This window comes from Shinella curvata (genome assembly GCF_022899935.1).
Lineage (GTDB): Bacteria > Pseudomonadota > Alphaproteobacteria > Rhizobiales > Rhizobiaceae > Shinella > Shinella curvata.
Map to the genome: position 1 here is coordinate 534,452 of NZ_JALJCJ010000001.1, position 22,447 is coordinate 556,898.

General features: G+C 61.4%; 20 protein-coding genes. 5 read left to right on the top strand and 15 right to left on the bottom strand.

The window, feature by feature from the left end; translation table 11 throughout:
- Window positions 1-21: 21 nt before the first annotated feature.
- Window positions 22-2,139, bottom strand: a complete 2,118-nt coding sequence (locus tag MUU55_RS02590) for an ATP-binding protein (RefSeq protein ID WP_244759201.1) — start codon at window positions 2,137-2,139, stop codon at window positions 22-24.
- Between the two features lie 857 nt (window positions 2,140-2,996).
- On the opposite strand from MUU55_RS02590, the gene MUU55_RS02595 reads away from it, so the two are divergent.
- Window positions 2,997-3,419 (top strand): hypothetical protein, encoded by a 423-nt coding sequence (locus tag MUU55_RS02595; RefSeq protein WP_244759202.1) that lies wholly within the window; start codon window positions 2,997-2,999, stop codon window positions 3,417-3,419.
- A gap of 6 nt (window positions 3,420-3,425) precedes the next feature.
- Here the strand turns inward: MUU55_RS02595 and MUU55_RS02600 are convergent, their stop codons facing one another.
- Entirely contained in the window at window positions 3,426-4,007 is a 582-nt protein-coding gene (locus MUU55_RS02600) for a J domain-containing protein (protein WP_244759850.1), read from the bottom strand.
- 175 nt (window positions 4,008-4,182) lie between these two features.
- Window positions 4,183-5,259: a tRNA dihydrouridine(20/20a) synthase DusA gene (dusA, locus tag MUU55_RS02605; RefSeq protein ID WP_244759203.1), complete on the bottom strand. Its 1,077-nt coding sequence runs from the start codon at window positions 5,257-5,259 to the stop codon at window positions 4,183-4,185.
- A gap of 108 nt (window positions 5,260-5,367) precedes the next feature.
- Here dusA and MUU55_RS02610 point away from each other — a divergent pair, with 108 nt between their 5' ends.
- Complete coding sequence (locus MUU55_RS02610) at window positions 5,368-5,898, top strand: gamma carbonic anhydrase family protein (protein ID WP_244759204.1); 531 nt, start codon at window positions 5,368-5,370, stop codon at window positions 5,896-5,898.
- Here the strand turns inward: MUU55_RS02610 and MUU55_RS02615 are convergent.
- Genes MUU55_RS02615 through MUU55_RS02625 form a run of 3 tightly spaced genes read right to left on the bottom strand, consistent with a single transcriptional unit; the run spans window position 5,895 to window position 8,045 of the window.
- Window positions 5,895-6,290, bottom strand: a complete 396-nt coding sequence (locus MUU55_RS02615) for a Fur family transcriptional regulator (RefSeq protein WP_117366320.1) — start codon at window positions 6,288-6,290, stop codon at window positions 5,895-5,897. The genes MUU55_RS02610 and MUU55_RS02615 overlap by 4 nt on opposite strands.
- Window positions 6,287-7,117 carry a metal ABC transporter permease gene (locus MUU55_RS02620; protein WP_244759205.1) on the bottom strand — a complete coding sequence of 277 codons (831 nt, stop codon included), beginning with the start codon at window positions 7,115-7,117 and terminating at the stop codon, window positions 6,287-6,289. The genes MUU55_RS02615 and MUU55_RS02620 overlap by 4 nt, the downstream gene beginning before the upstream one ends.
- The gene (locus tag MUU55_RS02625) at window positions 7,110-8,045 is read right to left on the bottom strand and encodes an ATP-binding cassette domain-containing protein (protein ID WP_244759206.1); all 936 of its coding nucleotides are present in this window, start codon (window positions 8,043-8,045) and stop codon (window positions 7,110-7,112) included. Before MUU55_RS02625 ends, MUU55_RS02620 begins: the two co-directional genes overlap by 8 nt.
- Before the next feature lie 99 nt (window positions 8,046-8,144).
- Between MUU55_RS02625 and znuA the strand changes: the two genes are divergently transcribed.
- From znuA to zigA, 3 genes are all read left to right on the top strand, one after another.
- Window positions 8,145-9,197, top strand: coding sequence for a zinc ABC transporter substrate-binding protein ZnuA (znuA, locus tag MUU55_RS02630; RefSeq protein WP_244759207.1), 1,053 nt, complete (start codon window positions 8,145-8,147; stop codon window positions 9,195-9,197).
- A 187-nt stretch (window positions 9,198-9,384) separates the two neighbouring features.
- On the top strand, window positions 9,385-9,537 hold the full coding sequence (locus MUU55_RS02635) for a hypothetical protein (protein WP_244759208.1): 153 nt from the start codon (window positions 9,385-9,387) through the stop codon (window positions 9,535-9,537).
- A gap of 26 nt (window positions 9,538-9,563) precedes the next feature.
- Window positions 9,564-10,769, top strand: a complete 1,206-nt coding sequence (gene zigA / locus MUU55_RS02640; RefSeq protein WP_244759209.1) for a zinc metallochaperone GTPase ZigA — start codon at window positions 9,564-9,566, stop codon at window positions 10,767-10,769.
- On the opposite strand, the gene MUU55_RS02645 is transcribed toward zigA, so the two are convergent.
- The 9 genes from MUU55_RS02645 to MUU55_RS02685 all read right to left on the bottom strand — a co-directional run bounded on the left by MUU55_RS02645 (window position 10,770) and on the right by MUU55_RS02685 (window position 22,320).
- Window positions 10,770-12,380 (bottom strand): glycoside hydrolase family 43 protein, encoded by a 1,611-nt coding sequence (locus tag MUU55_RS02645; protein ID WP_244759210.1) that lies wholly within the window; start codon window positions 12,378-12,380, stop codon window positions 10,770-10,772.
- Between the two features lie 78 nt (window positions 12,381-12,458).
- Window positions 12,459-13,490, bottom strand: coding sequence for an L-glyceraldehyde 3-phosphate reductase (gene mgrA / locus MUU55_RS02650; protein ID WP_244759211.1), 1,032 nt, complete (start codon window positions 13,488-13,490; stop codon window positions 12,459-12,461).
- Between the two features lie 97 nt (window positions 13,491-13,587).
- Window positions 13,588-14,721, bottom strand: coding sequence for a Gfo/Idh/MocA family protein (locus tag MUU55_RS02655; RefSeq protein ID WP_244759212.1), 1,134 nt, complete (start codon window positions 14,719-14,721; stop codon window positions 13,588-13,590).
- Window positions 14,722-14,733: 12 nt separating this feature from the next.
- Window positions 14,734-15,495 (bottom strand): sugar phosphate isomerase/epimerase family protein, encoded by a 762-nt coding sequence (locus tag MUU55_RS02660; RefSeq protein WP_244759213.1) that lies wholly within the window; start codon window positions 15,493-15,495, stop codon window positions 14,734-14,736.
- Window positions 15,496-15,510: 15 nt separating this feature from the next.
- The gene (locus tag MUU55_RS02665) at window positions 15,511-17,970 is read right to left on the bottom strand and encodes a beta-mannosidase (protein WP_244759214.1); all 2,460 of its coding nucleotides are present in this window, start codon (window positions 17,968-17,970) and stop codon (window positions 15,511-15,513) included.
- Between the two features lie 84 nt (window positions 17,971-18,054).
- On the bottom strand, window positions 18,055-19,143 hold the full coding sequence (locus tag MUU55_RS02670) for an ABC transporter ATP-binding protein (RefSeq protein ID WP_244759215.1): 1,089 nt from the start codon (window positions 19,141-19,143) through the stop codon (window positions 18,055-18,057).
- A gap of 3 nt (window positions 19,144-19,146) precedes the next feature.
- Window positions 19,147-19,974: a carbohydrate ABC transporter permease gene (locus MUU55_RS02675; RefSeq protein WP_244759851.1), complete on the bottom strand. Its 828-nt coding sequence runs from the start codon at window positions 19,972-19,974 to the stop codon at window positions 19,147-19,149.
- Window positions 19,975-20,077: 103 nt separating this feature from the next.
- On the bottom strand, window positions 20,078-20,980 hold the full coding sequence (locus MUU55_RS02680) for a carbohydrate ABC transporter permease (protein ID WP_244759216.1): 903 nt from the start codon (window positions 20,978-20,980) through the stop codon (window positions 20,078-20,080).
- Between the two features lie 104 nt (window positions 20,981-21,084).
- Entirely contained in the window at window positions 21,085-22,320 is a 1,236-nt protein-coding gene (locus MUU55_RS02685; protein ID WP_244759217.1) for an ABC transporter substrate-binding protein, read from the bottom strand.
- Window positions 22,321-22,447 lie beyond the last annotated feature (127 nt).

The window sequence follows — 22,447 nt, forward strand, 5'->3', positions numbered from 1 at the left end:
ATTCTGCTCACGCTCGTTGCACTATCTGTTAGCGGCCCCATCGAGAGGTGTTGGCAACATAATCTTTCCAAGAATTTCCCCCATACCAGCCGGCCTGTATGAGTTTGCGCGCATCTCGGCAACAATCAAATTACGAAAATTTTTATAACTAATACCATTGCCATACCTCGCGACGAACCTATTAAGTATGTTACGGCCACTGAAGTTCTTTCGCCACGCTCCAGAAAGCAGGTCACTCTCCAAACCAACACGAACTTGATCTATATATTGCGACAAGCCATCCAAGGATAGCGCGCCTACAGCAAGTGAATCAACTCTATTTCTAGCGCGCGAAACAGAATCGACCATATCACCTGTAATATTCCTAGAATTCGGATCGATTTTAACATTTAGTGCATTAACTAATTTCCCATTCACAAAATCATGAGTTATTTGTATCAACATTGTTTGGATCGTATCTGATGCGCATTCATAGAGTTTCGCAGAAACCTCAGAAACAGATGAATTGAACGAATTTCCGTTTATGCCCTTCAAAACGTTAGTTATATATTCATCTGAAAGTAGATAGTTCTCGATATGATAACTATCCCATTTAAATTGATTTATAGGAGATAAGTCGCCTTGCTCATAATCTTTGTCGGTTATTGAGAAGACGCGATACTTGGGAAGCCTTCCGGCATCAGATAAGCCTTGAAGCAGATCGTGCAAACCACGGACGCGTGCCTTATTGGTACCCGAAACTAAATTCGCCTTTTCAGCCAATTCCGGGAACAGTTCCGAAGTCATCCAAAGATCAAATTCCGAGTCCTCACCCTCAAAAATTACAACCCTCCCACCAGGGCTGTACGCAGCCAAATCACCTACAAGCTCAATCACCGCGCGCTCTAAATCCTGATCCGCCAAGACGCGCGTTGCTTGATTAAGCCCCAAATCAGTATGCGCACTGGACGTCACATGAAAGACGCTAAATCCATCTTGCCCTACACTTTCCCGCAGAATCGCATCTGAATGAGTAATAAGCCAAACTTGATTATTTAAGGCAGTAGACAGATTTCTATAATAAAATCCTGGGAGATTCTTTGTCAGCCGTGGATTTAGGTGCAGTTCCGGCTCATCCAAAAGTATTACTGAGTTTTTCCTTGCAGAACTCCTCATTCTTAGATAGCCATACAATATTTCCTTCTCTCCTGAGCTTAATTCATCAAGGTCGTGCATTTCAGCTCCCCCGACCCTGACCGGAAATCTCAAGCGCCCCTCCTCTGAAGGCTGAGGCCCCAAAAATTCCTTATGCGGGAAAAATGTATTGAAAAGCTCCATGAGAGTTTTAGTTATATTTTCGGTTCCACCGATTTTTCCTCCAGCCTTCTCTGCCAAAGCCTCTCTTACATAAAGAGAAGCCATTTCGCTCTTAACATTAGAGTATTTATTATTGTAGTTATACAATGCACTCTGCTTGCTTTGCTCCTCGCTAGCCTCCAAATTTACGTTAATGCTTCCAATCGCCTCCCTTCCAAAATGACGCTGAGCTCCATGATAATCAATAATTCCAATATTTTTAGGATCAAATGTACTAAAAACTATCTCAAGGACCTTTGAGTTATTAAACATTGGCTGCTCATTCGGGTTAATAAAGACCCTAGCCTTAATTACCTCGCTCTCCATTTCTTTTTTAAATATCTTCAGATCTTCGATTGCACGCGCAATAACCTCACCTTCCCGACTGCGATATTGCGCAGCCAAAGGTGCAGCATTGAGAGATTTCCAACCATATAGCTCTGGAACTATTATTCTCCATGCCTGAGTAGTGATCAGAGCTTCAGCATTTACTTTAAGATAGTCCCTTTCATCGGGATGAAGAACAACATCAACTTCGATAATCAAAGGCTCTGAGGGATTATTAAACAACGGAACAAAGGCTTTAGGATCATTTGAGAAATTTATTTGAAACTCACCGAACCAATGATGGTATTCATTTTGCTGGTAGCCACCATAAACAGATTTAACTAGTCTGATAGCGTCAAGTAAGCATGACTTTCCTGAGCCGTTTTGCCCAGCGATAACGACAACATCAGAGAGATTACTCAGTTCTGCATATCGCACACCTCTGAAATTTCTAACCAGTACTCTGTGCAGTCGCATAGTGAATCCCCCAAAGTGCCACACAGAGATTAAGCGGAATTTGAGCTGTCCGTTAGTGGGAATACCGCCAATTCACAACTGTTGGGCGCAAACCACTATGATCAATACCGACAAGAGAGAATTCACTCGTTTTACGGTGAAAGTCCGTTTTTCAGATTTACTTTTCCCCGCCCCAATCCCCCATGCCATACTCCCCCTCATCCCGCCGCGGATACACCGCAAGGCGTTGCGGCGAGGCGGGGTCGGCGCTTTTGGGGAGGGACGGACGTAAGTCCTCTCCAAAAGGGTCTGCGGAAAGTGGTCTCCCTCCGGCGACATGGGGGAAGCGGCGGGGCGTCGGACCGGTCCCGTGGTTTCATCCCCTGACGGCGCGCCGGATGTGCCTGTGCGGCACACAAGGGGGCTGGGACTGGCGGATGCGTCGGCATCGTCCGCCGGAGCGGTGTTTTCCCGGGAAAGGCGATGAGTCTTTCCGTCCGGGCCGGGCTCGATGGAGAGTTCTGCGCGGATGTCAAAACGGGTTCAAAACCCGCCCCGGAAACCGACGGCAAACACCGCCGGACCCAGCCTTTGCAGAGAGACCGGAGTCGCAGGCAAAAACCGCTGAACGGGGCGCTGAAAGGTGTCACTTCTATACTTTTGACGAGACAGCTTTGAGCGCCCCGTCCGAAGCCTGATCCAGACCCCGGCGTGGCTTTTTTTCACGCGCGGGACGGTTTTCGCGCATCCCGTCGAAAGGCAGGCCGCAAAGGCGGCGCCCGGACGTCGATCCGGTGGGCAAGGCCCCGCGAAAACCGGACCGGATGCTGCGCGCCGGGCGCACCATCCGCCTTTCCTTCCCCAAAACAGGAGCCCCCATGCCCTACGAACCGCCCCCGCTCACCTGCCACCAGCTTGCCCGCAGCGCCGAGATGCTGGCTGTGCCGGAGCGCATCTGCCGCCGTCGCGACTGCCGGCGCCGGCATCGCTGCATCTGGTTCTTCCGTGCGACGCAGCAGCCCTGCTGCCTTGCCAATCTCGACGCCGACCAGCGCCGCCTGCTCGACGAGCTGGCGCGGAGCGTGGCGGATGCCGAGCATTTCGGCTATCTGGCGAGCAAGATCACGATGAGTTCGTCCTACCGCGAGACTCGCGCCCTCCAGGACGCCGGCGTCGAGGCCGCCCGTGCGCTCGTCGCCGGCCGCAAGCGAAAAGCCTATCGCGCTTTCGAAAAGATGCGCGCCGCGCAGCCCGCGCCGAAATACGAGGGCGAGGAGCCGCCGCTGCCGAAGCACTGGTAGGCGGGCCTATTCGGCCGCCTCGCCCTTGACGAGTACGGGCTCAAGCGCGGCGGCCAGTTCGTAGGAATAGCCTTCCAGCATGGCATAGGCCTGCTCGATGGACTGGATCTGGGTCTCGGCATTGCGGATCGCCTCGGCGATCGACTGCGAGCGGGCGCGCAGCATGGAGCCGAGAAAGTCCGTGCCGGCCTTGCGGCCGAGGCGGTCGATATGCTGGCGCACGCGGTTGCGGTGGCGTTCCAGCTCCAGGATGTGGAAGCGGCTCTTGACGATGTCGTCGGAGAGTTTGCGGCGCATCGCCGCCAGCGGATCGAAACTGCCGGGCTCGCGCTCGTCGAGGATGACCTCGTTGACCAGCGGTTCCAGCAGCATCAGGCCCTTGAGATCGCGCGGATCGGCCAGCTGCGGGTCGAAGCCGGTATCGTCGAAGACTTTTCGACGCACCGGATCGCGCAGCAGGTCGTAGCAGGTTTGCAGACGGGCGAACTGGTCGGCATCGCCGCCCGAATCGGGATGCATGCCCTTGGCGGCCTTGCGATAGGCAGCCTTCACCGCGTTGTCGTCTGCATCGCGCTCCAGTCCGAGCATGGCGTAGGGATCGATCACGCGGCCACCTGTTGTCTCTATCTTTCGCAAGCCCGGACGCAAAACCGCATCACACTTTTGCTGGACTTGCTTTGCACTGCGTCGTTCGTTGTTTACGCGGTTTTCCGCCCCCGAGGGGACGAAATTGTGGTCACGCCGCGACGATGCACAGAAAGCGCTACTCCGCCGCCGTCGCCACCTCGCCCCGTGCCGAGAGCACCGCGGCAAAGGCATTGGCGATCACCTCCGGCCCCGCCCCCGGCTTCGTGGCATCGGTGGAAAGGATCTGCCGGTAGCGCCGCACACCCGGAAAACCCTGGAACAGCCCGACCATATGCCGCGTGACATGCGCCACCCGCCCGCCCCGGGCGATCACCTCGGCTGCATAGGCGACCATGGCATCGCGCACCGCCTCCCACCGCTCGACGGGCAGCGCCTGCGGATTGGAGAAAGTACCGGATGGCTGGCCGCCCGATAGGGGATGCGGAAAAAGATCATCCACGCCGGTGAGAACACCGCTATCCTGATAGGCGGCCCTGCCAAGCATGACACCGTCAAGCCCGTCCATCTCTTCGACAGCCTGACTCAAAATATGAAGCCCGCCGTTGAGACCGATGAAAAGACCGGGGTTTTCACTTTTCAGCCGGCGCACCAGACCGTAGTCCAGCGGCGGAATATCGCGGTTCTCCTTCGGCGACAGGCCTTGCAGCCACGCCTTGCGCGCATGGACCCAGACGGCATCCGTACCGGCGGCCTTCACGCGGGAGACGAGATCGCGCAGCGCCACTTCAGGGTCCTGATCATCGACGCCGATGCGGCATTTCACCGTGACCGGAATGGCAACCACCGCCTTCATCGCCGCCACGCAATCGGCCACCAGATCGGGCTCACGCATCAGGCAGGCGCCGAACGTGCCGGATTGCACCCGATCCGAGGGGCAGCCGACATTGAGGTTGATCTCGGCATAGCCGAATTCCGCGCCGATCCGTGCCGCCTCGGCGAGCTTCTGCGGATCGTTGCCGCCGAGCTGCAAGGCAACCGGATGCTCCACGGCATCGAAGCCGAGCAGCCGCTCGCGATTGCCGCGCAGGATGGCATCGGCGACGATCATCTCAGTGAAGAGCAGCGCATTCCTGGTGAGCTGCCGCGCAAACACGCGGTAGTGCCGGTCACTCCAGTCGATCATCGGCGCGGTGGCGAAAATCTTCGTCCCCGCGGTCACGGCCTGGCTGTAGAATGTCGCTCTCTTGGTCATGGCCGGGCTCATACTCCATCCCGTCTTCAAAAACCACCCTCCGCCCTTTCCCCGGCCCGGCGGGCGGGTGCTAGAGTGGGCCGAGGAATCAAACCGCCGGAGGAAACCATGCCGCTTTACGCCCTCGACGACCGCGCCCCGACGCTGCCCGCCGACGACCGCTACTGGGTGGCGCCGGATGCCAATGTCATCGGCAAGGTCATCGTCGGCGAGGATGTCGGCATCTGGTTCGGCGCCACGCTGCGCGGCGATAACGAACCGATCATCCTCGGCGCACGCTCCAATATCCAGGAGGGCGTGGTCGTGCATACGGATCCCGGCAAACCCGTCATCATCGGCGAAGGCTGCACGATCGGCCACAGCGCCATCATCCACGGCTGCACCATCGGCAACAATTCGCTTATCGGCATGGGCGCGACGGTGCTGAACGGCGCCGTCATCGGCAACAATTGCCTGGTCGGGGCCAATGCGCTGGTGACGGAAGGCAAGGTCTTTCCGGACAATTCGCTGATCGTCGGTTCGCCGGCAAAGGCCATCCGCACCCTGGATGCGGAGGCCATCGAAGGCCTGAAGCGCTCGGCCGAGAGCTATGTGCGCAACTGGCAGCGCTTCAGGAAGGGTCTCAAGCCGATCAGCTAGGCACAGCCCGCGCAAGTGCCGCGGATCTCGATCGTCGTCTTGCCGGTCTTGAAATTGCGGTCCTTCGCAAAGCTTTTCAGCCGGTCCTCGATCACATGGTCGTGGAATTCCGTCACCTTGCCGCAGGTCTCGCAGATCGTGAAGGCGGTGATGCCGTGGGCATGGCAACCCTCGTCGGGATGGGCGCAGGCGACGAAGGCGTTGATGCTTTCGAGCCGGTGCACGAGGCCGAATTCCAAGAGCTTGTCGAGCGCGCGATAGACTTGCAAAGGCGCGCGAAACCCGCTGTCGCGCAGCTTGTCGAGGATCGTATAGGCGCTGAGCGGCCCCTCGGAATGCGAGAGCACATCGAGCACGAGGCCCTGGTTGCGCGTCAAAGTCTGGGTCGTCATGCCTGGCCTCCCTGGCTGGCGGTTGCGGAATCGACGCCGCTCGTCCTCGGCTTCGTCAGCAGGCTTAGAATGAACAGGCCAAGCGCTGCAACGACAATCGAGGGACCGGAGGGGGTATCGAATTTCAGGGAGCCGAACAGCCCGCCGACAACGGCAAGCGCTCCGATGACGGAGGCGAGAACCGCCATGATCTCCGGGCTCGTCGAAAAGCGCCGGGCCGTGGCGGCTGGGATGATCAGCAGCGACGTGATGAGCAGGATGCCGACGATCTTCATGGCGATGGCGATGACGAGCGCCATCAGCAGCATGAAGGCAAGCCGCGTTTTCTCCGGCTCCATGCCCTCGGCCTCCGCCAGTTCCGGATTGACCGTCGAGGCGATCAGCGGACGCCACATCCAGACGATGGCGAAGGTGACGAGAATGCCGCCGCCCCAGACGAGATCGACATCGGCGCGCGAGACGGCAAGGATATCGCCGAACAGGAAGCCGACGAGATCGATGCGCACCCAGGTCATGAAGGAGACCATGACGAGGCCGATCGCCAGCGTGGCATGCGAGAGAATGCCGAGCAGCGCATCGGTGGAGAGCGTACCGCGCTTCTGGAGGAGAAGCAGCAGGATCGAGACGGTGGCGGCGACGATGAAGACGCTGATCAGCAGGTTGAAATCCATCAACAGCGACAGCGCGACGCCGAGCAGCGCCGAATGGGCCATCGTATCGCCGAAATACGCCATGCGCCGCCAGACGACGAAACAGCCGAGCGGCCCGGCGGTGAGCGCCAGCCCGACGCCGGCGACGAGCGCGCGCATGAAAAAGTCGTCAAGCATCGCGGCGCGCTCCCTTGCCCGTCAAGGGCCGCGGCGTGTGGTCGTGGCCGCAGCCGCAGTTCGGGCCATGCGTGTGCACGATGCGCATCGGCCCCGCCTTGCCGCCGGTCGGCAGAATTTCGACATGGTGCCCGTCATTGGGCCGGCAATCGTCGGTGATCGATCCATCGGCATGCTGGACGCGGCCATCAGGCAGATGCGTGTGGTCATGGTTGTGATTGTAGAAAGCAAGCGTCTGGCCGGCGCGGGCACCGAAGAGGCGCAGATATTCCGGGCTCTGGCTGACGGTTTCCGGCGTGCCGCGGCAGCAGACATGGCCGTTGAGGCAGATCACGGTGTCCGTCTCGGCCATCACGACATGCAGGTCGTGCGAAATCAGCAGGATGCCGCAGCCGGTCGTGTTGCGGATGGTCTTGATGAGATCGTAGAGCGCGATCTCGCCGGAGAAATCGACACCCTGCACCGGCTCGTCGAGCACCAGCAGGTCCGGCTTGCGGGCAATGGCGCGGGCGAGCAGCGCGCGCTGGAACTCGCCCCCGGAGAGATGCTGCACCTCAGCACGGGCGAGATGGCGGATGCCTGTCGCCTCAAGCGCGGCATCGATCTCGGCACCCTTGAGCGAAGAGGTCAGCGTCATCAGCCGATCGACGGTGAGCGGCATGGTCCAATCAACCGCCAGCTTCTGCGGCACATAACCGACCTTGAGGCCGGCCTTGCGCTCCACCCTGCCCTCGTCGGCTTTCAAAACGCCAATCGCCGTCTTGGCGGTCGTCGACTTGCCGGAACCATTCGGGCCGATCAGCGTGACGATCTCGCCCGGTGCGATGGAAAACTCCACGCCGCGCACGAGCCAGCGGCCCTGGCGGCGCACGCCGACGCCCGCAAGCGAGACGAGCGGCTGGACGATCTGGGTTGGGGTCTGCAGCATGATTTTTCCAAAATGCCTGTTGCGTGAGGATATGGCACACGTTATAGCATAACGCAATTGATGTAATAACATTACATTTCAATTCAAGCGGAGTATCCCATGCAAAAGTCCCTGCGCACCCTCCTTCTCTCCACCGCCCTCCTTGCCGCCGGCACGCTTGCCGCACGCGCCGAAGCGCCGGATGTGGTGGTGTCGATCAAGCCGATCCACTCGCTCGTCGCCGCCGTCATGCAGGGCGTGGGCGAGCCGAAGCTGATCGTCGAGGGCGCGGCCTCCCCGCATACCTATTCGCTGAAGCCCTCCAATGCCGCCGCCCTTCAGGATGCGGACCTCGTCTTCTGGGTCGGCCATGGACTGGAGGCCTTCCTTGAAAAGCCGCTGGAATCCCTCGGCGGCAAGGCGACCATTGTCGAACTCGATGATGCGCCCGGCATGGAGAAGCTGCAATTCCGCGAAGGCGGCCCCTTCGAGGCGCATACGCATGAAGGCGAGGAAGGGCACGATCATGCCCATGAGGGCCATTCCCACGACGAAGCCGGCCATGACCATGGCAAGGAGGCTGAGGCCAAGGAAACTGGCGAAGGCCATGATCACGCCGCGGAAGCCGGCCATCAGCACGACGAGCATGGCGAATTCGACATGCATCTGTGGCTGAGCCCGGACAATGCCCGCGCCATCGCCACCGAAGCGGCGCGCGTGCTCTCGGAGAAGGACCCGGCCAATGCCGAGACCTATAACAAGAACCTCGCGGCCCTCACCGACAAGCTCGCCGCGCTCAACACCGAAATCACCGAGACCGTCGCCCCCGTGAAGGAAAAGCCCTTCATCGTCTTCCACGATGCCTATCAGTATTTCGAGCATCACTACGGCGTGCACGCCGCCGGCTCCATCACCGTCAGCCCGGAAACCCTGCCGGGTGCCGAGCGCCTGACCCAGATCCGCGACAAGGTCAAAACCCTCGGCGCCACCTGCGTCTTCGCCGAACCGCAGTTCGAGCCGAAGCTGGTCAACGTGGTGATCGAGGGAACGTCTGCCAAATCCGGCGTGCTCGACCCGGAAGCCGCCACGCTGGAGCCGGGTCCGGACCTCTACTTCACGCTGATGCGCAGCATCGCCACTTCGCTGCGCGATTGCCTGGGGCAACCGAGCTGATTTGAGGGGCAATGGTTGCCGCGTGGATCCTCGGGTTAAGCCCGAGGATGACGTGGTGGGGATGTTCAAGGCGACGCGAGAAACGTGAGCGCATGAGAATGGAAGAGCAAGGACCATCGCGCGCAAACCTTGAGGCGCACAGGCGAGAGCATCGCAAACTTGACCAACCTCCCAAGCGGTTTTTTCCATGAACTTTGCCGCGTCGCCTCCCCTCTCCTTCGTCATGCTCGGGCTCGACCCGAGCATCCACAACCACAAGCGCCGCATGAACTTTCTGCACACGCCTAAGCTCAAGAAAACCGGCGGGATCTTCCCGCCTTTTTCAGCCCAATCAATGTAATTATATAACATTAAAGGCAAGAAACGATGGACAACCGCCTCCCCGTTACCGTGCTCTCCGGCTTCCTCGGCGCCGGCAAGACGACGCTGCTCAACCATGTCCTGAACAACCGCAGCGGCCTGCGCGTGGCGGTCATCGTCAACGATATGAGCGAGGTGAATATCGACGCCGCCCTCATCCGCGAAGGCGGGGCGGATTTTTCCCGCACGGACGAACAGCTGGTGGAGATGACCAATGGCTGCATCTGTTGCACGCTGCGCGACGACCTGCTGGCGGAGGTGCGGCGGTTGGCGGAGCTGAACCGCTTCGACTACCTGCTGATCGAATCGAGCGGCATTTCCGAGCCCCTGCCCGTCGCCACCACCTTCGATTTCCGCGACGAAAACGGCTGGAGCCTGTCGGATGTCGCCCGGCTCGACACGATGGTGACGGTGGTGGATACCGCAAACCTCCTGAAAGACTACGGCTCCCAGGATTTTCTTGCCCAGCGCGGCGAAACGGCGGGCGAAGGCGATACGCGCACGCTGGTGGAGCTTCTCGTCGAGCAGATCGAGTTCGCCGACGTCATCGTGCTCAACAAGACAGGTGCTGCAAGCCACGCCGATCTCCTCGCCGCGCGCCAGATCGTCGGGGGCCTCAACGCTGCCGCCCGCATCATCGAGACGGATTTCGGCCGGTTGGCGCTCACCGATATTCTTGGCACCGGGCTGTTCGATTTCGCCAAGGCGAGCGAGCATCCGCTGTGGTTCAAGGAACTGCACGGCTTCAAGGATCATGTGCCGGAGACGGAGGAATACGGGATCCGCTCCTTCGTCTACCGCGCCCAAAGACCGTTCCACCCGGCGCGGTTCAAGGCGTTTCTCGATGAAAGCTGGCCGGGCGTCATCCGCGCCAAGGGCTTCTTCTGGCTGGCGACGCGGCCGCACCATGTCGGTGAAATGAGCCAGGCGGGCGCGCTGGTCAGGAGCGGCCGGCTCGGGCTGTGGTGGGCCTCCGTGCCGCGCCAGCATTGGCCTCAGGACAAGGCGGCGCTCGATGCCATCGCGACCTATATCGATACCGTCTGGGGCGACCGGCGGCAGGAGCTCGTCTTCATCGGCGCGGACCCGATGGATGAAGCCGACATCCGACGCCGGCTGGATGCCTGCCTCGTCGCGGCAGAGAGCTTCGAGCCCGCCCGCTGGGCAAACCTGCCGGACCCGTTCCCCGTCTGGGTCCGGCAGGCCGGCTGATCAGGAGAGCGCGGTGTAGCGGAAGTTCGCAAAATCCCCGCCGCGCCCGCGTCCCGTAATATCGAAGGCGAACAGGCCGATGAAGGCGCCGGTGAATGAGTTGTGCTCACCCCGTCCGCCTTCGTCCGAAACCACGCCGGCATCCAGCACCGGGCCGATCGCCTGCCAGGCATCAGTCCCGGCCGGGCGCCAGAAGAACTGGAGATCGTTGCCGTGAACCTCCGCCGCCAGCTCCAGCGGCCCCTCGCCCACTGCGACGCCGCTGCCGGCCGGGAAGGTCAGGTTTCCGTTCGGGTAATCCCCCGGGCAGGACAGGATCGTCAGCGTGCGGCCCAGTACCTCGTGCCGGGTCAATCCGAGCGCATGGAACTTGTAGCGGTTGTAATAGTAGGTAAGGCCCGCGACCTGCTGATAGACCTCCGGCTCCGCCTCGATCACCGTCTCGGCGCGAAAATCATGATGCTCCTGCCGGCGCGCCACCAGCGCCTGCTCGAACCAGCTGCCGATGCTCTCGCGCCCGAACAGCGTGAGATACCCCGGCTGCGCCGACAGCGAGAAGATCCGCTCCGGCTCCGGCGTGCGCAGCCACTGGAAATCCGCAGGCAACGTGCCTTCGGAAAAATCATAGAACACGCTTGCCGGTTTTTCGTTTGCAACGGCACCGGCCGGCGCAGGCACCTCAACTTCCGGCACGGGCGAGCCGTGCTCCAGATAGAGCCAACCGTCGTCGCGCCACACGCATTTCTGCAGCGCCGTCTCGCGTCCCAGCGTGCAGCGGCGCAAAGGCGCCAACGGCCGGCCGCAGAGATGCGTGTGATAGACCTCGCCATCGGGCGTCTCGACATATTGCCCATGCCCGGCCCGCTGGAGCGGCGCTTCGGGATGATCCTTCGCGGTGATCAGATAGAGATCCGGATGCGCCTCATAAGGGCCGTCGATCGTCCGCGAGCGCGCCATGGTGACGGTGTGGTCGTAGCCCGTGCCGCCTTCCGCCGTCGTGAGATAATACCAGCCGTTGCGCCGGAAGAGATGCGGCGCCTCCACCAGGCCCTGCCTTGTGCCGGGAAAGATGTTCTTCACCGGCCCGACCAGACGCTTCGTCCCGGCATCCCATTCCTGAAGCAGGATGCCGTCGAAGGCATTGTGCGCCGCACCCGTATGGTTTTCCGGCCGGTGGTTCCACTGCATGTTGACGAACCATTTCCGCCCGTCCTCGTCATGGAACAGCGAGGGGTCGAAGCCGGAGGAATTGACGTAGACGGGATCGGACCACTCACCCTCCACCGACGACGCCGTGACGATGTAGTTGTGCGCATCCTTGAAGCTGCCGTCGAAGCGTTTGACGTCCGTATAAACAAGCCAGAACAGTCCGTCGGCATAGGACAGGCAAGGCGCCCAGACACCGCAGCTGTCCGGATTGCCGCGCATATCGAGCTGGCTCCTGCGCTCCAGCGGCCGGCGCACCAGCGTCCAGTTCACCAGATCGCGCGAATGATGGATCTGCACGCCCGGATACCATTCGAACGTCGAGGTCGCGATGTAGTAGTCCTCCCCCACGCGGCAGATCGAGGGGTCCGGGTTGAAGCCCGGCAGGATCGGGTTGCGGATCATCGTTTCCTCCAAGATGATGCACGTACGTCAGACTATGCTCGAAAAAGGCCGCCCGGTTTTGCCGGGCGGCCCGAAAGATCAGTCGATCTCGGCGGAGCGCTTCCAGAGATTGACGTCCGCGCCGTTCGAAAGGGTCTCGATCTCGGCCAGTTCGGCCGCAGAGAAGTCGAGATTGTCCAGAGCCTTGACGCAATCGATGATCTGCGACGAACGGCTGGCGCCGATCAGCGCGGAGGTGATACGCCCGCCGCGCAGAACCCAGGCGATCGCCATCTGCGCCAGCGTCTGGCCGCGCTTCTCGGCAATGCCGTTGAGCTTGCGGATATTGTCGAGGATCTCAGGGCGAATGGATTCCGACTTCAGGAAGTGGTTCAGCGCCGCGCGGCTGTCGCTCGGAATGCCGCCGAGATATTTCGCCGTCAAAAGGCCCTGCGCCAGCGGGGTGAAGACGATGGAGCCGATGCCGAGTTCGTCGAGCGTATCGACGAGACCGTCCTCCTCGATCCAGCGGTTGAGCATGGAGTAGCTCGGCTGGTGGATGATGCAGGGCGTGCCGAGTGCCTTCAGGATCGCGGCGGCCTCGCGGGTGCGCTGCGAATTGTAGGAGGAGATACCGACATAGAGCGCACGGCCGGAGCGCACGATGTGGTCGAGCGCGCCGCAGGTCTCTTCCAGCGGCGTCTCCGGGTCGAAGCGGTGCGAATAGAAGATATCGACATAGTCGAGGCCCATGCGCTTCAGGCTCTGGTCGCAGGAGGCGATCAGGTATTTGCGGCTGCCCCACTCGCCATACGGACCCGGCCACATATCGTAGCCGGCCTTGGACGAGACGATCAGCTCGTCGCGCAGATGCTTGAAATCGGTGCGCAGGATTTCGCCGAAGGCCGTTTCGGCGGTGCCGCCGGGAGGACCGTAGTTGTTGGCGAGGTCGAAATGGGTGATGCCGAGGTCGAAAGCGGTGCGGCACATATCGACCTTGCGGTCATGCGGCGTGTCATCGCCGAAATTGTGCCACAAGCCGAGCGAGATCGCCGGCAGCTTCAGGCCGGAGCGCCCAACGCGGTTGTAGATCATCTTGTCGTAACGGTTGTCCGCCGGCTGCCAGGCCATGGTCCATTTCCTTCATTTGAATCGGGACGTGTTTCGTACAGCCCGGACATACCAACCGGCAAGGGACATCCGCCCTCGCCGGCCGGTTGTTCGCAAGCTAGCGCAGGAGTGAACGTGCTTCCTCGATGCCGAGCGCTTCCGGCTGCGTGCAGGTCGTCACGATATCGACCGCCTTGCCCTCCTCCGCCGAGCGCAGGATCGCGGTCAGCACGTCGATCGTGTGCAGCGAGCGGTCGAGCGAGCAGCGATAGTCGCGGCCGGTCGTCACAGCCTCCATCATATCGGCAAGGCCGATACCACGGTAGTTGGCCTGTGTGCCCCAGTCGAACTGGTAGTTCTGCGCGGTCAGCGGGTGATCCCAGACCTCCACTTCCTTCGGCTCGCAGTCGTTGCCGGCCACTTCCACCTTGCCGCCGAAGAAGTTCGGATCCGGCACGAAGACAGCGCCATCTGTGCCGTAGAGCTCCATGTTCTGGTGGCGATGCGCCCAGACGTCCCAGCTCGCCATCAGCGCGATCTGCGCGCCGTTCTCGAATTCGAGGATGGCGTGGATGTTGGTGGCGACGATGACAGGAACGGCCTGGCCAAGGCGCGGGCCGTTGCCGATGATGCGCTCCTCGCGCGCCTTGTTGGCGAGCGCCACGACGCGCTTCACCGGGCCGACGAGATTGACGAGGTTGTTAACGTAGTAGGGACCGAGATCGAGGATTGGTCCACCGCCCGGCGCGAAGAAGAAGTCCGGGTTCGGATGCCAGCTCTCCATGCCGGGGCTCAGCACATGCGCCGTGCCCGACATGATCTTGCCGACCTTACCACTGTCGATCAGATGGCGGGCGAACTGGTGCGAGCCGCCGAGATAGGTATCCGGCGCCGAACCGACCTTGAGCCCCTTGGCGTCGGCGATGCGGCGCAGGTCCTCGCCCTGTTCGATGGAGAGAACGAAGGGCTTTTCCGAATAGACGTGTTTGCCCGCCTCCAGCGCCGCCTTCGAGACGGGATAGTGCGCCTCCGGGATCGTCAGGTTGACGACGACGTCGACCGCCGAGTTGGCGAGCAGCGCGTCGATCTCCTGTGCTTCCACGCCGAACTCTTCCGAGCGCGCCTTGGCGGCTGCGGGATTGATATCGGCGCAGGCGACAAGCTTCAGGTTCCTGAACATCGGGATCAGCTTGAAGTAAGCGCCCGAAATGTTGCCGCAGCCGATGATGCCGACTCCGTATTCCTTGCTCATGATGGTCAGTCCTCAGAATGCCTTGATGGTTGCGATCGAGCGAGTGGCAAGACGGGTGATGTCCTTGGGATTGTCATGCTCGACGATGAAGTGTTTTGCCGGCGTGCCGGCGAGCGCCTTGGCAAGATCGCCCCAGGCGACGGTGCCGTGGCCGACATCGGACCAGCCGTCCTCGTCCGTGGCCTCGCCCTTCGGCGCGATGTCCTTGACATGCACGGCGCTGATGCGGCTGCCGTATTTCTGGATCCAGGCGAAGGGATCGGCGCCGCCGCGGATGACCCAGGCGATATCCGCTTCCCAGGTGAGATCAGGACCACCGGCAAAGATGTGATCCTGCGGCACCGAGCCGTCCGGCAGCGCGAAGAACTCGAAATCGTGGTTGTGCCAGCCGAAGACGAGGCCCGCCTTGCGCAGCGGCTCGCCCGCCTTCTGCAGGCGTGCGCCAAACGCGTGCCAGCCGGCGGCATCCGTCGGGCGGTGTTCGGGCAAAAGGTAGGGGCAATAAACCGCCTCGATGCCGAGCGTGCGGCAAATCTCGATGACGCGGTCCGGCTCCCCCTCGATCATGTCGAGGCCGAAATGGGCGGTGGGCATGGTGAGGCCGTTCTTGTCGAGATCGGCCTTCACCTGCTGGATGGCGGCATCGTCGAGCGACGCATAGAGGGCGCCGTAGCCCTCGACTTCCTTGTAGCCGGCATCGCCGAGGATGCGGAACACTTCGGCGAAGGGCTGGAAATTACGGGCGCTGTAAAGCTGGAAACTGACGGTCTGCATTGTTGTCTCCTCGTATCAGTCTTGGGAAGTCTGGCAGGAATGAAGGTCGAGCCAATGGAAGCGGGGAACGGCACCGCTTTCGGCGGGCGTGAAGATCACGGTCCTGCGCTCTCCGGCGGTGAGGTCGAAAGCATTGTCCGACCAGCGGCCGGCGATGTTGGCCTCCAGCATGACATGCAGCGCAAGACCGCTTGCCGCGGCGGTGACGGCAAAACGGCCATCGTCACCCGGCGAAACATCAAGCGTCAGGCCGGAAGCCTCGAGATCGAGCGCCTTGTAGGTGCCGGAGATATGGTGCCCCTCACCCTTCATGCCGTTCGAAGCCTCGAAGGACCAGAAGAGCAGCGTGTCCTCGGGAAGATCGGCGGCGAAGACGGAGAACAACATTTCCGCCTTGTCCGGGCCGCAGACACCCTCGGCGCTGCGATGGGGGCGCCGCTCGCCGGAGAGCGAGACCAGCCAAGTGTCGAGCTTCACCGTGACGGCTTCGGCCGTGTCGTTGACGGCGGAAAAGCCGATGGTCTCGCCGTCCTTCGACGGGATGGCGGCAACGGCGACGGGCTGGAAGAAGCGGCGCACCATATAGTGCATGGCCTTCCAGCTGCCGCCGTAATCGAGGCTCGACCAGGAGGCGACCGGCCAGGTGTCGTTGAGCTGCCAATAGAGCGTGCCCATGCAATGGGGCTTCAGCGAGCGCCAGTACTCGACGGCGGTGCGGATGGCGAGGCCCTGCTGGATCTGGCTGAGATAGACGAAACTCGGGAAATCCTTGGGGAAGCGGAAGTAGCGGAACATGGTCCCGGCAATGCGCTCGTTGCCGCCGGCATTCTTCTGGTGGCTTTCCATCACCGGCGAGGCGATGTTCATGTCCTTGCGCTCCGCGAAGGTCTTCATGACCGGCATGGACGTGTAGGACTGGAAGCCGAATTCCGAGCAGAAGCGTGGGCGCACGGTGCGGTAATTGTCGAACGACTTGTTCTCGTGCCAGACGGACCAGTAGTGCATGTCGCCGGAACCGTCGGCATGCCAGGCATCGCCGAAATCGAGATAGCCGGAGGCCGGGCTCGACGGCCACCAGATCGCACCGGGCGCGGCCTTCTTCATCGCCACTTCGATGGTGCGGTTGAGGCGATCGTAGGAAACGAGGTAGCGGTCGCGGTTCTCACGGCTGACATCGAACCAGGTCAGCGCGCCGACCAACTCGTTGTCGCCGCACCACAGCACGATCGAGGGATGCGAGGCGAGACGCTTGACCTGATACTCAACCTCTGCGGCCACGTTGTCGAGGAAATCGACGGTCGAGGGGTAGAGGTTGCAGGCGAACATGAAGTCCTGCCAGACCATCAGGCCGAGCTCGTCGCAGAGATCGTAGAACCAGTCCGGCTCGTAGAAGCCGCCGCCCCAGACGCGCAGCATGTTCATGTTGGCATCGACGGCAGATTGCAGCAGGTCGCGCACGGCGACGGGATTGATGCGCGAGGGCAGCGCGTCGGCGGGAATCCAGTTCGCACCGCGGCAGAAGATTTCGCGGCCGTTGACCTTGAGCGCAAAACGGCTGCCCGGCTCGTCCTTGTCGATCAGAAGCTCTACCTGGCGCAGGCCGGTGCGGCGCACGACGGTCTCCGTCGGCGTCTCGACACGCACGGCATAGATCGCCTGCTCGCCATGCCCCTTCGGCCACCATAGCGCAGGCCTTTCGATGCGGAACATGTGGGTGAGCTGCGTCTCGCCGGCATTGACACCGATATCGAGCCGCACCCGTTCCTCGCCTAGCGCGAAATGCACCGGCAGGATGCCCGGCTGCTCGGCATAGAAGGTGGCGGTGACATAGAGATCGACGGCACCGTCAGCATGGTGGAACTGCCGCGTCGTGACATGTTCGATGCGCGCGGCTTCAAGCTTGCGCAGGACGATCTCGCCATAGATGCCGAGCGGCGCAATCGCGATGTTCCAGTCCCAGCCGAAATGGCATTGCGGCTTGCGCAGCATGTTGCCGTTCGGGATCGGCGAATTGCCCGTCGACCACGGAATGAAGAACGGCTGTTCCGCCTGCCGGAGCGCACCGGCCGCAACACTCGAATGGATCAGCACCTTCAGCGTGTTCTCGCCGACCTTCAGCGCATCGGTGACGTCGGGACGGTACCGGCGAAAACAATTGTCGGTGTCGAGCACCAGCACGCCGTTGACATAGACCGAGGCGACCGTGTCGATGCTGCCGATATCGAGATACCAGTCACCCTCCAGCATTTCGGGCGCGATCTCGAACGTCCGCTCGATCGCCCAGTCCTTCTCCGCCACCCACTGGATATCGCGCTCATTGCGGCCGGCATAGGGATCGGGAATGAGGCCGGCGGCGAGAAGCGCGCTGTGCACGTCGCCGGGCACGCGCATGGGGGCGGTGTGCGCCGCGTCGATGCTGGTGACGGTCCAGAGGCCGGAAAGGTCGATGGAGGTAATGTCGGATGTGTGGGTCATGGCAGTCTCTCGGCGGTTTCTCTTGCCGCAGGAAGGTATGTCCCTCCGGCCGCACGGCCAGAGGGTTGTTCGCGAAAGGCGGGCTTAGATCCGCTCCTCCGTGCCCGCATCGAACAGCGAGGCCAGCCCCATATCGAAGGAGAGCTTCACCGCCGTGCCGGGCTTGAAGCGCCGGGCGCCGGCGACGCGGACGGACATGGTGTGGCCGGCATGTTTGAGCCAGAGCAGGTTGTCGGCGCCCATCGGCTCCTCGATATCGACGGTCGCCTGATGATGATCGGCACCGGGACCGTCCTCGTTGACCTTCACATGCTCCGGACGCACGCCGAGCACGACTTTGCGGCCAGCCTGGAGCGGTTCACCGGCGGCGTAGCCATCGAGCGCGAAATCCACACCGTTGGCGACGAAGATTGGCTTGCCGCCCTTCTCGACGATCTCGCCGCGCAAAAAGTTCATGGACGGCGAGCCGATGAAGCCGGCGACGAACATGTTCTTGGGCGCGTTGTAGATCGTGTTGGGATCGGCCAGCTGCTGGATGACGCCGCTCTTCATGATGGCGATGCGATCGGCCAGCGTCAGGGCCTCGATCTGGTCATGCGTGACATAGACCATCGTGTTCTTCAGCGACTGGTGCAGCCGCTTGATTTCCACGCGCAGCTCCGAGCGCAGCTTGGCGTCGAGATTGGAGAGCGGTTCGTCGAACAGGAAGACATCCACGTCGCGGACCAGCGCCCGGCCGATGGCGACGCGCTGGCGCTGGCCGCCGGAGAGTTCCGAGGGCTTGCGCTTCAGGAGCGGGCCGATCTGCAGGATTTCGGCGGCGCGGGCGACGCGCTTGTCGATCTCCGCCTTCGGCATCTTGGCGACCTGAAGGCCGAAGGAGAGGTTCTTCTCCACCGTCATCTGCGGATAAAGCGCGTAAGACTGGAACACCATGCCGATGCCACGGTCCTTGGGCTCCTCCCAGGTGACGTTCTTGTTCTTGATGAAGATCTGTCCGCCGGTCGGCTCGAGCAGGCCGGCGATGCAGTTGAGAAGGGTCGACTTGCCGCAGCCGGACGAGCCGAGAAGCACGAGGAACTCACCCTCCCCGATATCGAGATTGAGGTTTTCCAGCACGTTGACCGCACCGAAGCTCAACGAAAGGTCCTTGATGGAGACGGATTTCTGCATGGCTTAACCCTTGACTGCGCCGGCGGCGATGCCGCGGACGAACAGGCGTCCCGACACGAAATAGACGATGAGCGGAACCGCGCCGGTGAGCAAAGTCGCGGCCATGTTGACGTTGTATTCCTTCACCCCCTGGACGGAGTTGACGATGTTGTTGAGCTGCACGGTCATCGGGTAATATTCCGGCCGGGTGAACACGACGCCGAACAGGAAATCGTTCCAGATGCCGGTGATTTGCAGGATCATGGCGACGACGAAGATCGGCAGCGACATGGGCAGCATGATGCGGAAATAGATCTGCCAGAAGCCGGCCCCATCGATGCGTGCCGCCTTGAACAGCTCTTCCGGCAGCGAAGAAAAATAGTTGCGGAAGAGCAGCGTCAGGATCGGCATGCCGAAGATCGTGTGCACGATGATCAGGCCGGTCAGCGTGCCGTAAATGCCGAGTTCCCGGAGCACGATGACGATCGGATAGATCATCACCTGATAGGGAATAAAGGCGCCGACGATGAGGATGGTGAAGAACAGGTCGGCACCCTTGAACTTCCAGTTGGCGAGCGCATAGCCGTTGACCGAGGCGACGAGGATCGAGATCAGCGTCGAGGGCACGGTGATGCGCACCGAATTCCAGAAGCCGCGCGACAGGCCATCGCAGTTGAGGCCGGTGCAGGCGGTGGCCCAGGCCTTGGCCCAGGGCTCGAAGGTCACTTCCAGCGGCGGCGAGAAGATGTTGCCCAGCCGGATTTCCGGCATGCCCTTCAACGAGGTCACGACCATCACGTAAAGCGGCAGCAGGTAGTAGAGTGCGGCCACGGCCAGCGTGCCGTAGAGCATGATGTTGCGGCCGGAAAGTGTGCGGCGCGGTTTGGCACCACGGGGCTCGATGCCGGCTTTGGTGGCGGCGGCCAGCGCCGGGCCGGGCTTGATGGAGACGGTCTCAGCCACGCTTGCGTCCTCCGAATTCGAGATAGGCCCAGGGGATGATGATGATGGCGACGGTGAGAAGCATCATGGTGGAGGCGGCGAAACCCTGCCCGAGGTTCTGGGCCTGGAACATGTAGTCATAGACATATTTCGCCGGCACTTCCGACGAGATGCCCGGACCGCCGCTCGTCTGTGCCACCACGAGGTCGTAGACCTTGACGATGCCGCTCGCGATGATGACCAGCGTCGTGATGAAGACCGGGCGCATCATGGGGATGACGATGAAGAGATAGGTCTTCCACATCGGGATACCATCGACGCGCGCCGCCTTCCAGATGTCCTCGTCGATGCCGCGCAGACCCGCGAGCAGCAGGCACATGACGAGCCCCGTGCCCTGCCAGAGCCCGGCGATTAGCACGCCGTAGATGACGATGTCGGAATTGTAGAGCGGGTCGAAGGTGAAACTCGTCCAGCCGAGCGAACGCACCACGGACTGCACGCCGAATTCGGGGTTCAGGATCCATTGCCAGACGAGGCCCGTCACGATGAAGGACAGCGCAAAGGGATAAAGGAAGATCGTTCGAAAGGTGTTTTCGAAGCGGATCTTCTGATCCATCAGCGCGGCCAGCAGAAAGCCGACCACAAGGCTGAAAATCAGCGTGAAGATACCGTAGATCGCCAGATTCTCGATCGAGACGATCCAGCGTGGCGCGCTCCACAGGCGTTCGTACTGGTCGAAACCGACGAATTTCGCCCGCGGCAGCAGCTTGGAGTTGGTGAATGAGTAGATGACCGTCCAGACCGTACCGCCGAGAAAGATGACGACGGCGGTGAGCATCATGGGAATGGAAGCAATCTTGGAACTGAGATTGCGCAGCAATTTACTGGGGCGACCGGTGTGTGCCTGGCCCGTCATGGGTCACTCCTCCTTGGTCTCGATCAGAGATGATCGACGCCCCTCCTCATGGGGCGTCGCAACCGGCCGGCAGAGGGCTGCCGGCCGGTGTCACTGAGGTCTGATCACTCCGCCGAAGCGATGATGTCGACGAAACGCTTCTGGGCGTCTTCCGGCGTCATCGAGGCATTGGCGAAGAATTCGGAGAACAGGTCCTCCTTCTGCTTCTGGCTGTCAGCCGAAAGCAGCTGGTCGGTGCCTTCGATCACATTGCCCTTGGCAAGGATGTCGAGACCCTTCTTCATGCAGTCGTTGGCGGCGGCGAGGTCGACGTCGCCACGCACCGGCAGCGAGCCCTTCTTCAGATTGAAGGCGACCTGGGTGGCCGGCGCCAGCAGCGTCGAGGCCAGCACTTCCTGCGCCTTGGACTTCTCTTCGTCCTTGAGCAGCGGGAAGTAGAAGGCGTCGCCGCCCGTCGAGATGATCTCGTTCACGCCGAGCCCCGGAAGGCAGGTATAATCCTTGCCGGCAACCTGGCCGGCCAGTGCGAATTCGCCCTGCGCCCAGTCGCCCATGATCTGGCCGCCGGCCTTGCCGGTGATGACCATGTTGGTTGCCTGGTTCCAGTCCTGCACATTGGTGCCCTTGGACATGCGACGGGCATCGTCGGCAGCCTTGAAGACCTTGGCGATATCGGCGCCGGCGGCGACTTCCTCGTCCTTGTCCTTGAAGACCTTGTAGAAATTGTCCTTGCCGGCGATGGCGACCATCAGCACGTCAAAGGCACCGGCCGCCTGCCAGGGCTGGCCGCCGACGGCGAGCGGAACGATGCCGGCCTTTTCAAGCGCCGGAGACGCCGCAACGAACTCGTCCCAGTTCTTCGGAACCGCGACGCCCGCCTTTTCGAAGGCGGCGTTGGACAGCCACAGCCACTGCCACGAATGGATGTTGACCGGCGCGCAATAGATCTTGCCGTCGATCGTGCAGCTGTCGAGCAGGCTCGCCGGCTTGATGATCTCCTTCCAGTTCTCCTTCGTCGCGACATCGGTCAGGTCGCGCATCAGGCCGGCCTCGACCAGCTCCTCGGCCTGGCGGCCGTGGTTGAACTGGGTCGCGGCCATCGGGTCACCGCCGGTAATGCGGCTGACCATGATCGGACGCGCGGTGCCGCCGGAGCCGGCAATGGCGCCATCCACCCACTTGTTGCCCGTCGCGTCGAATGCCTTTGCCAACTCGGCGACCGCCGCGGCCTCCCCGCCGGACGTCCACCAATGGGTCACTTCCAGATCGGTCGCATTGGCTGCGGCGAACGGCAGGACCACGGTCGCTGCCAGGATAGCAGCCATAGAGCGAATTTTCATGAGTTCTCCTCCCTCACTGAAACGTTGCCGGAAAAACCTAGTCCAATCGATTTAATCGCGCAACCGGGCGTGGACAATAAATGCACGATTTCTTTCAAACGCTTGTTTTAAAGGCAATTTATCGCCC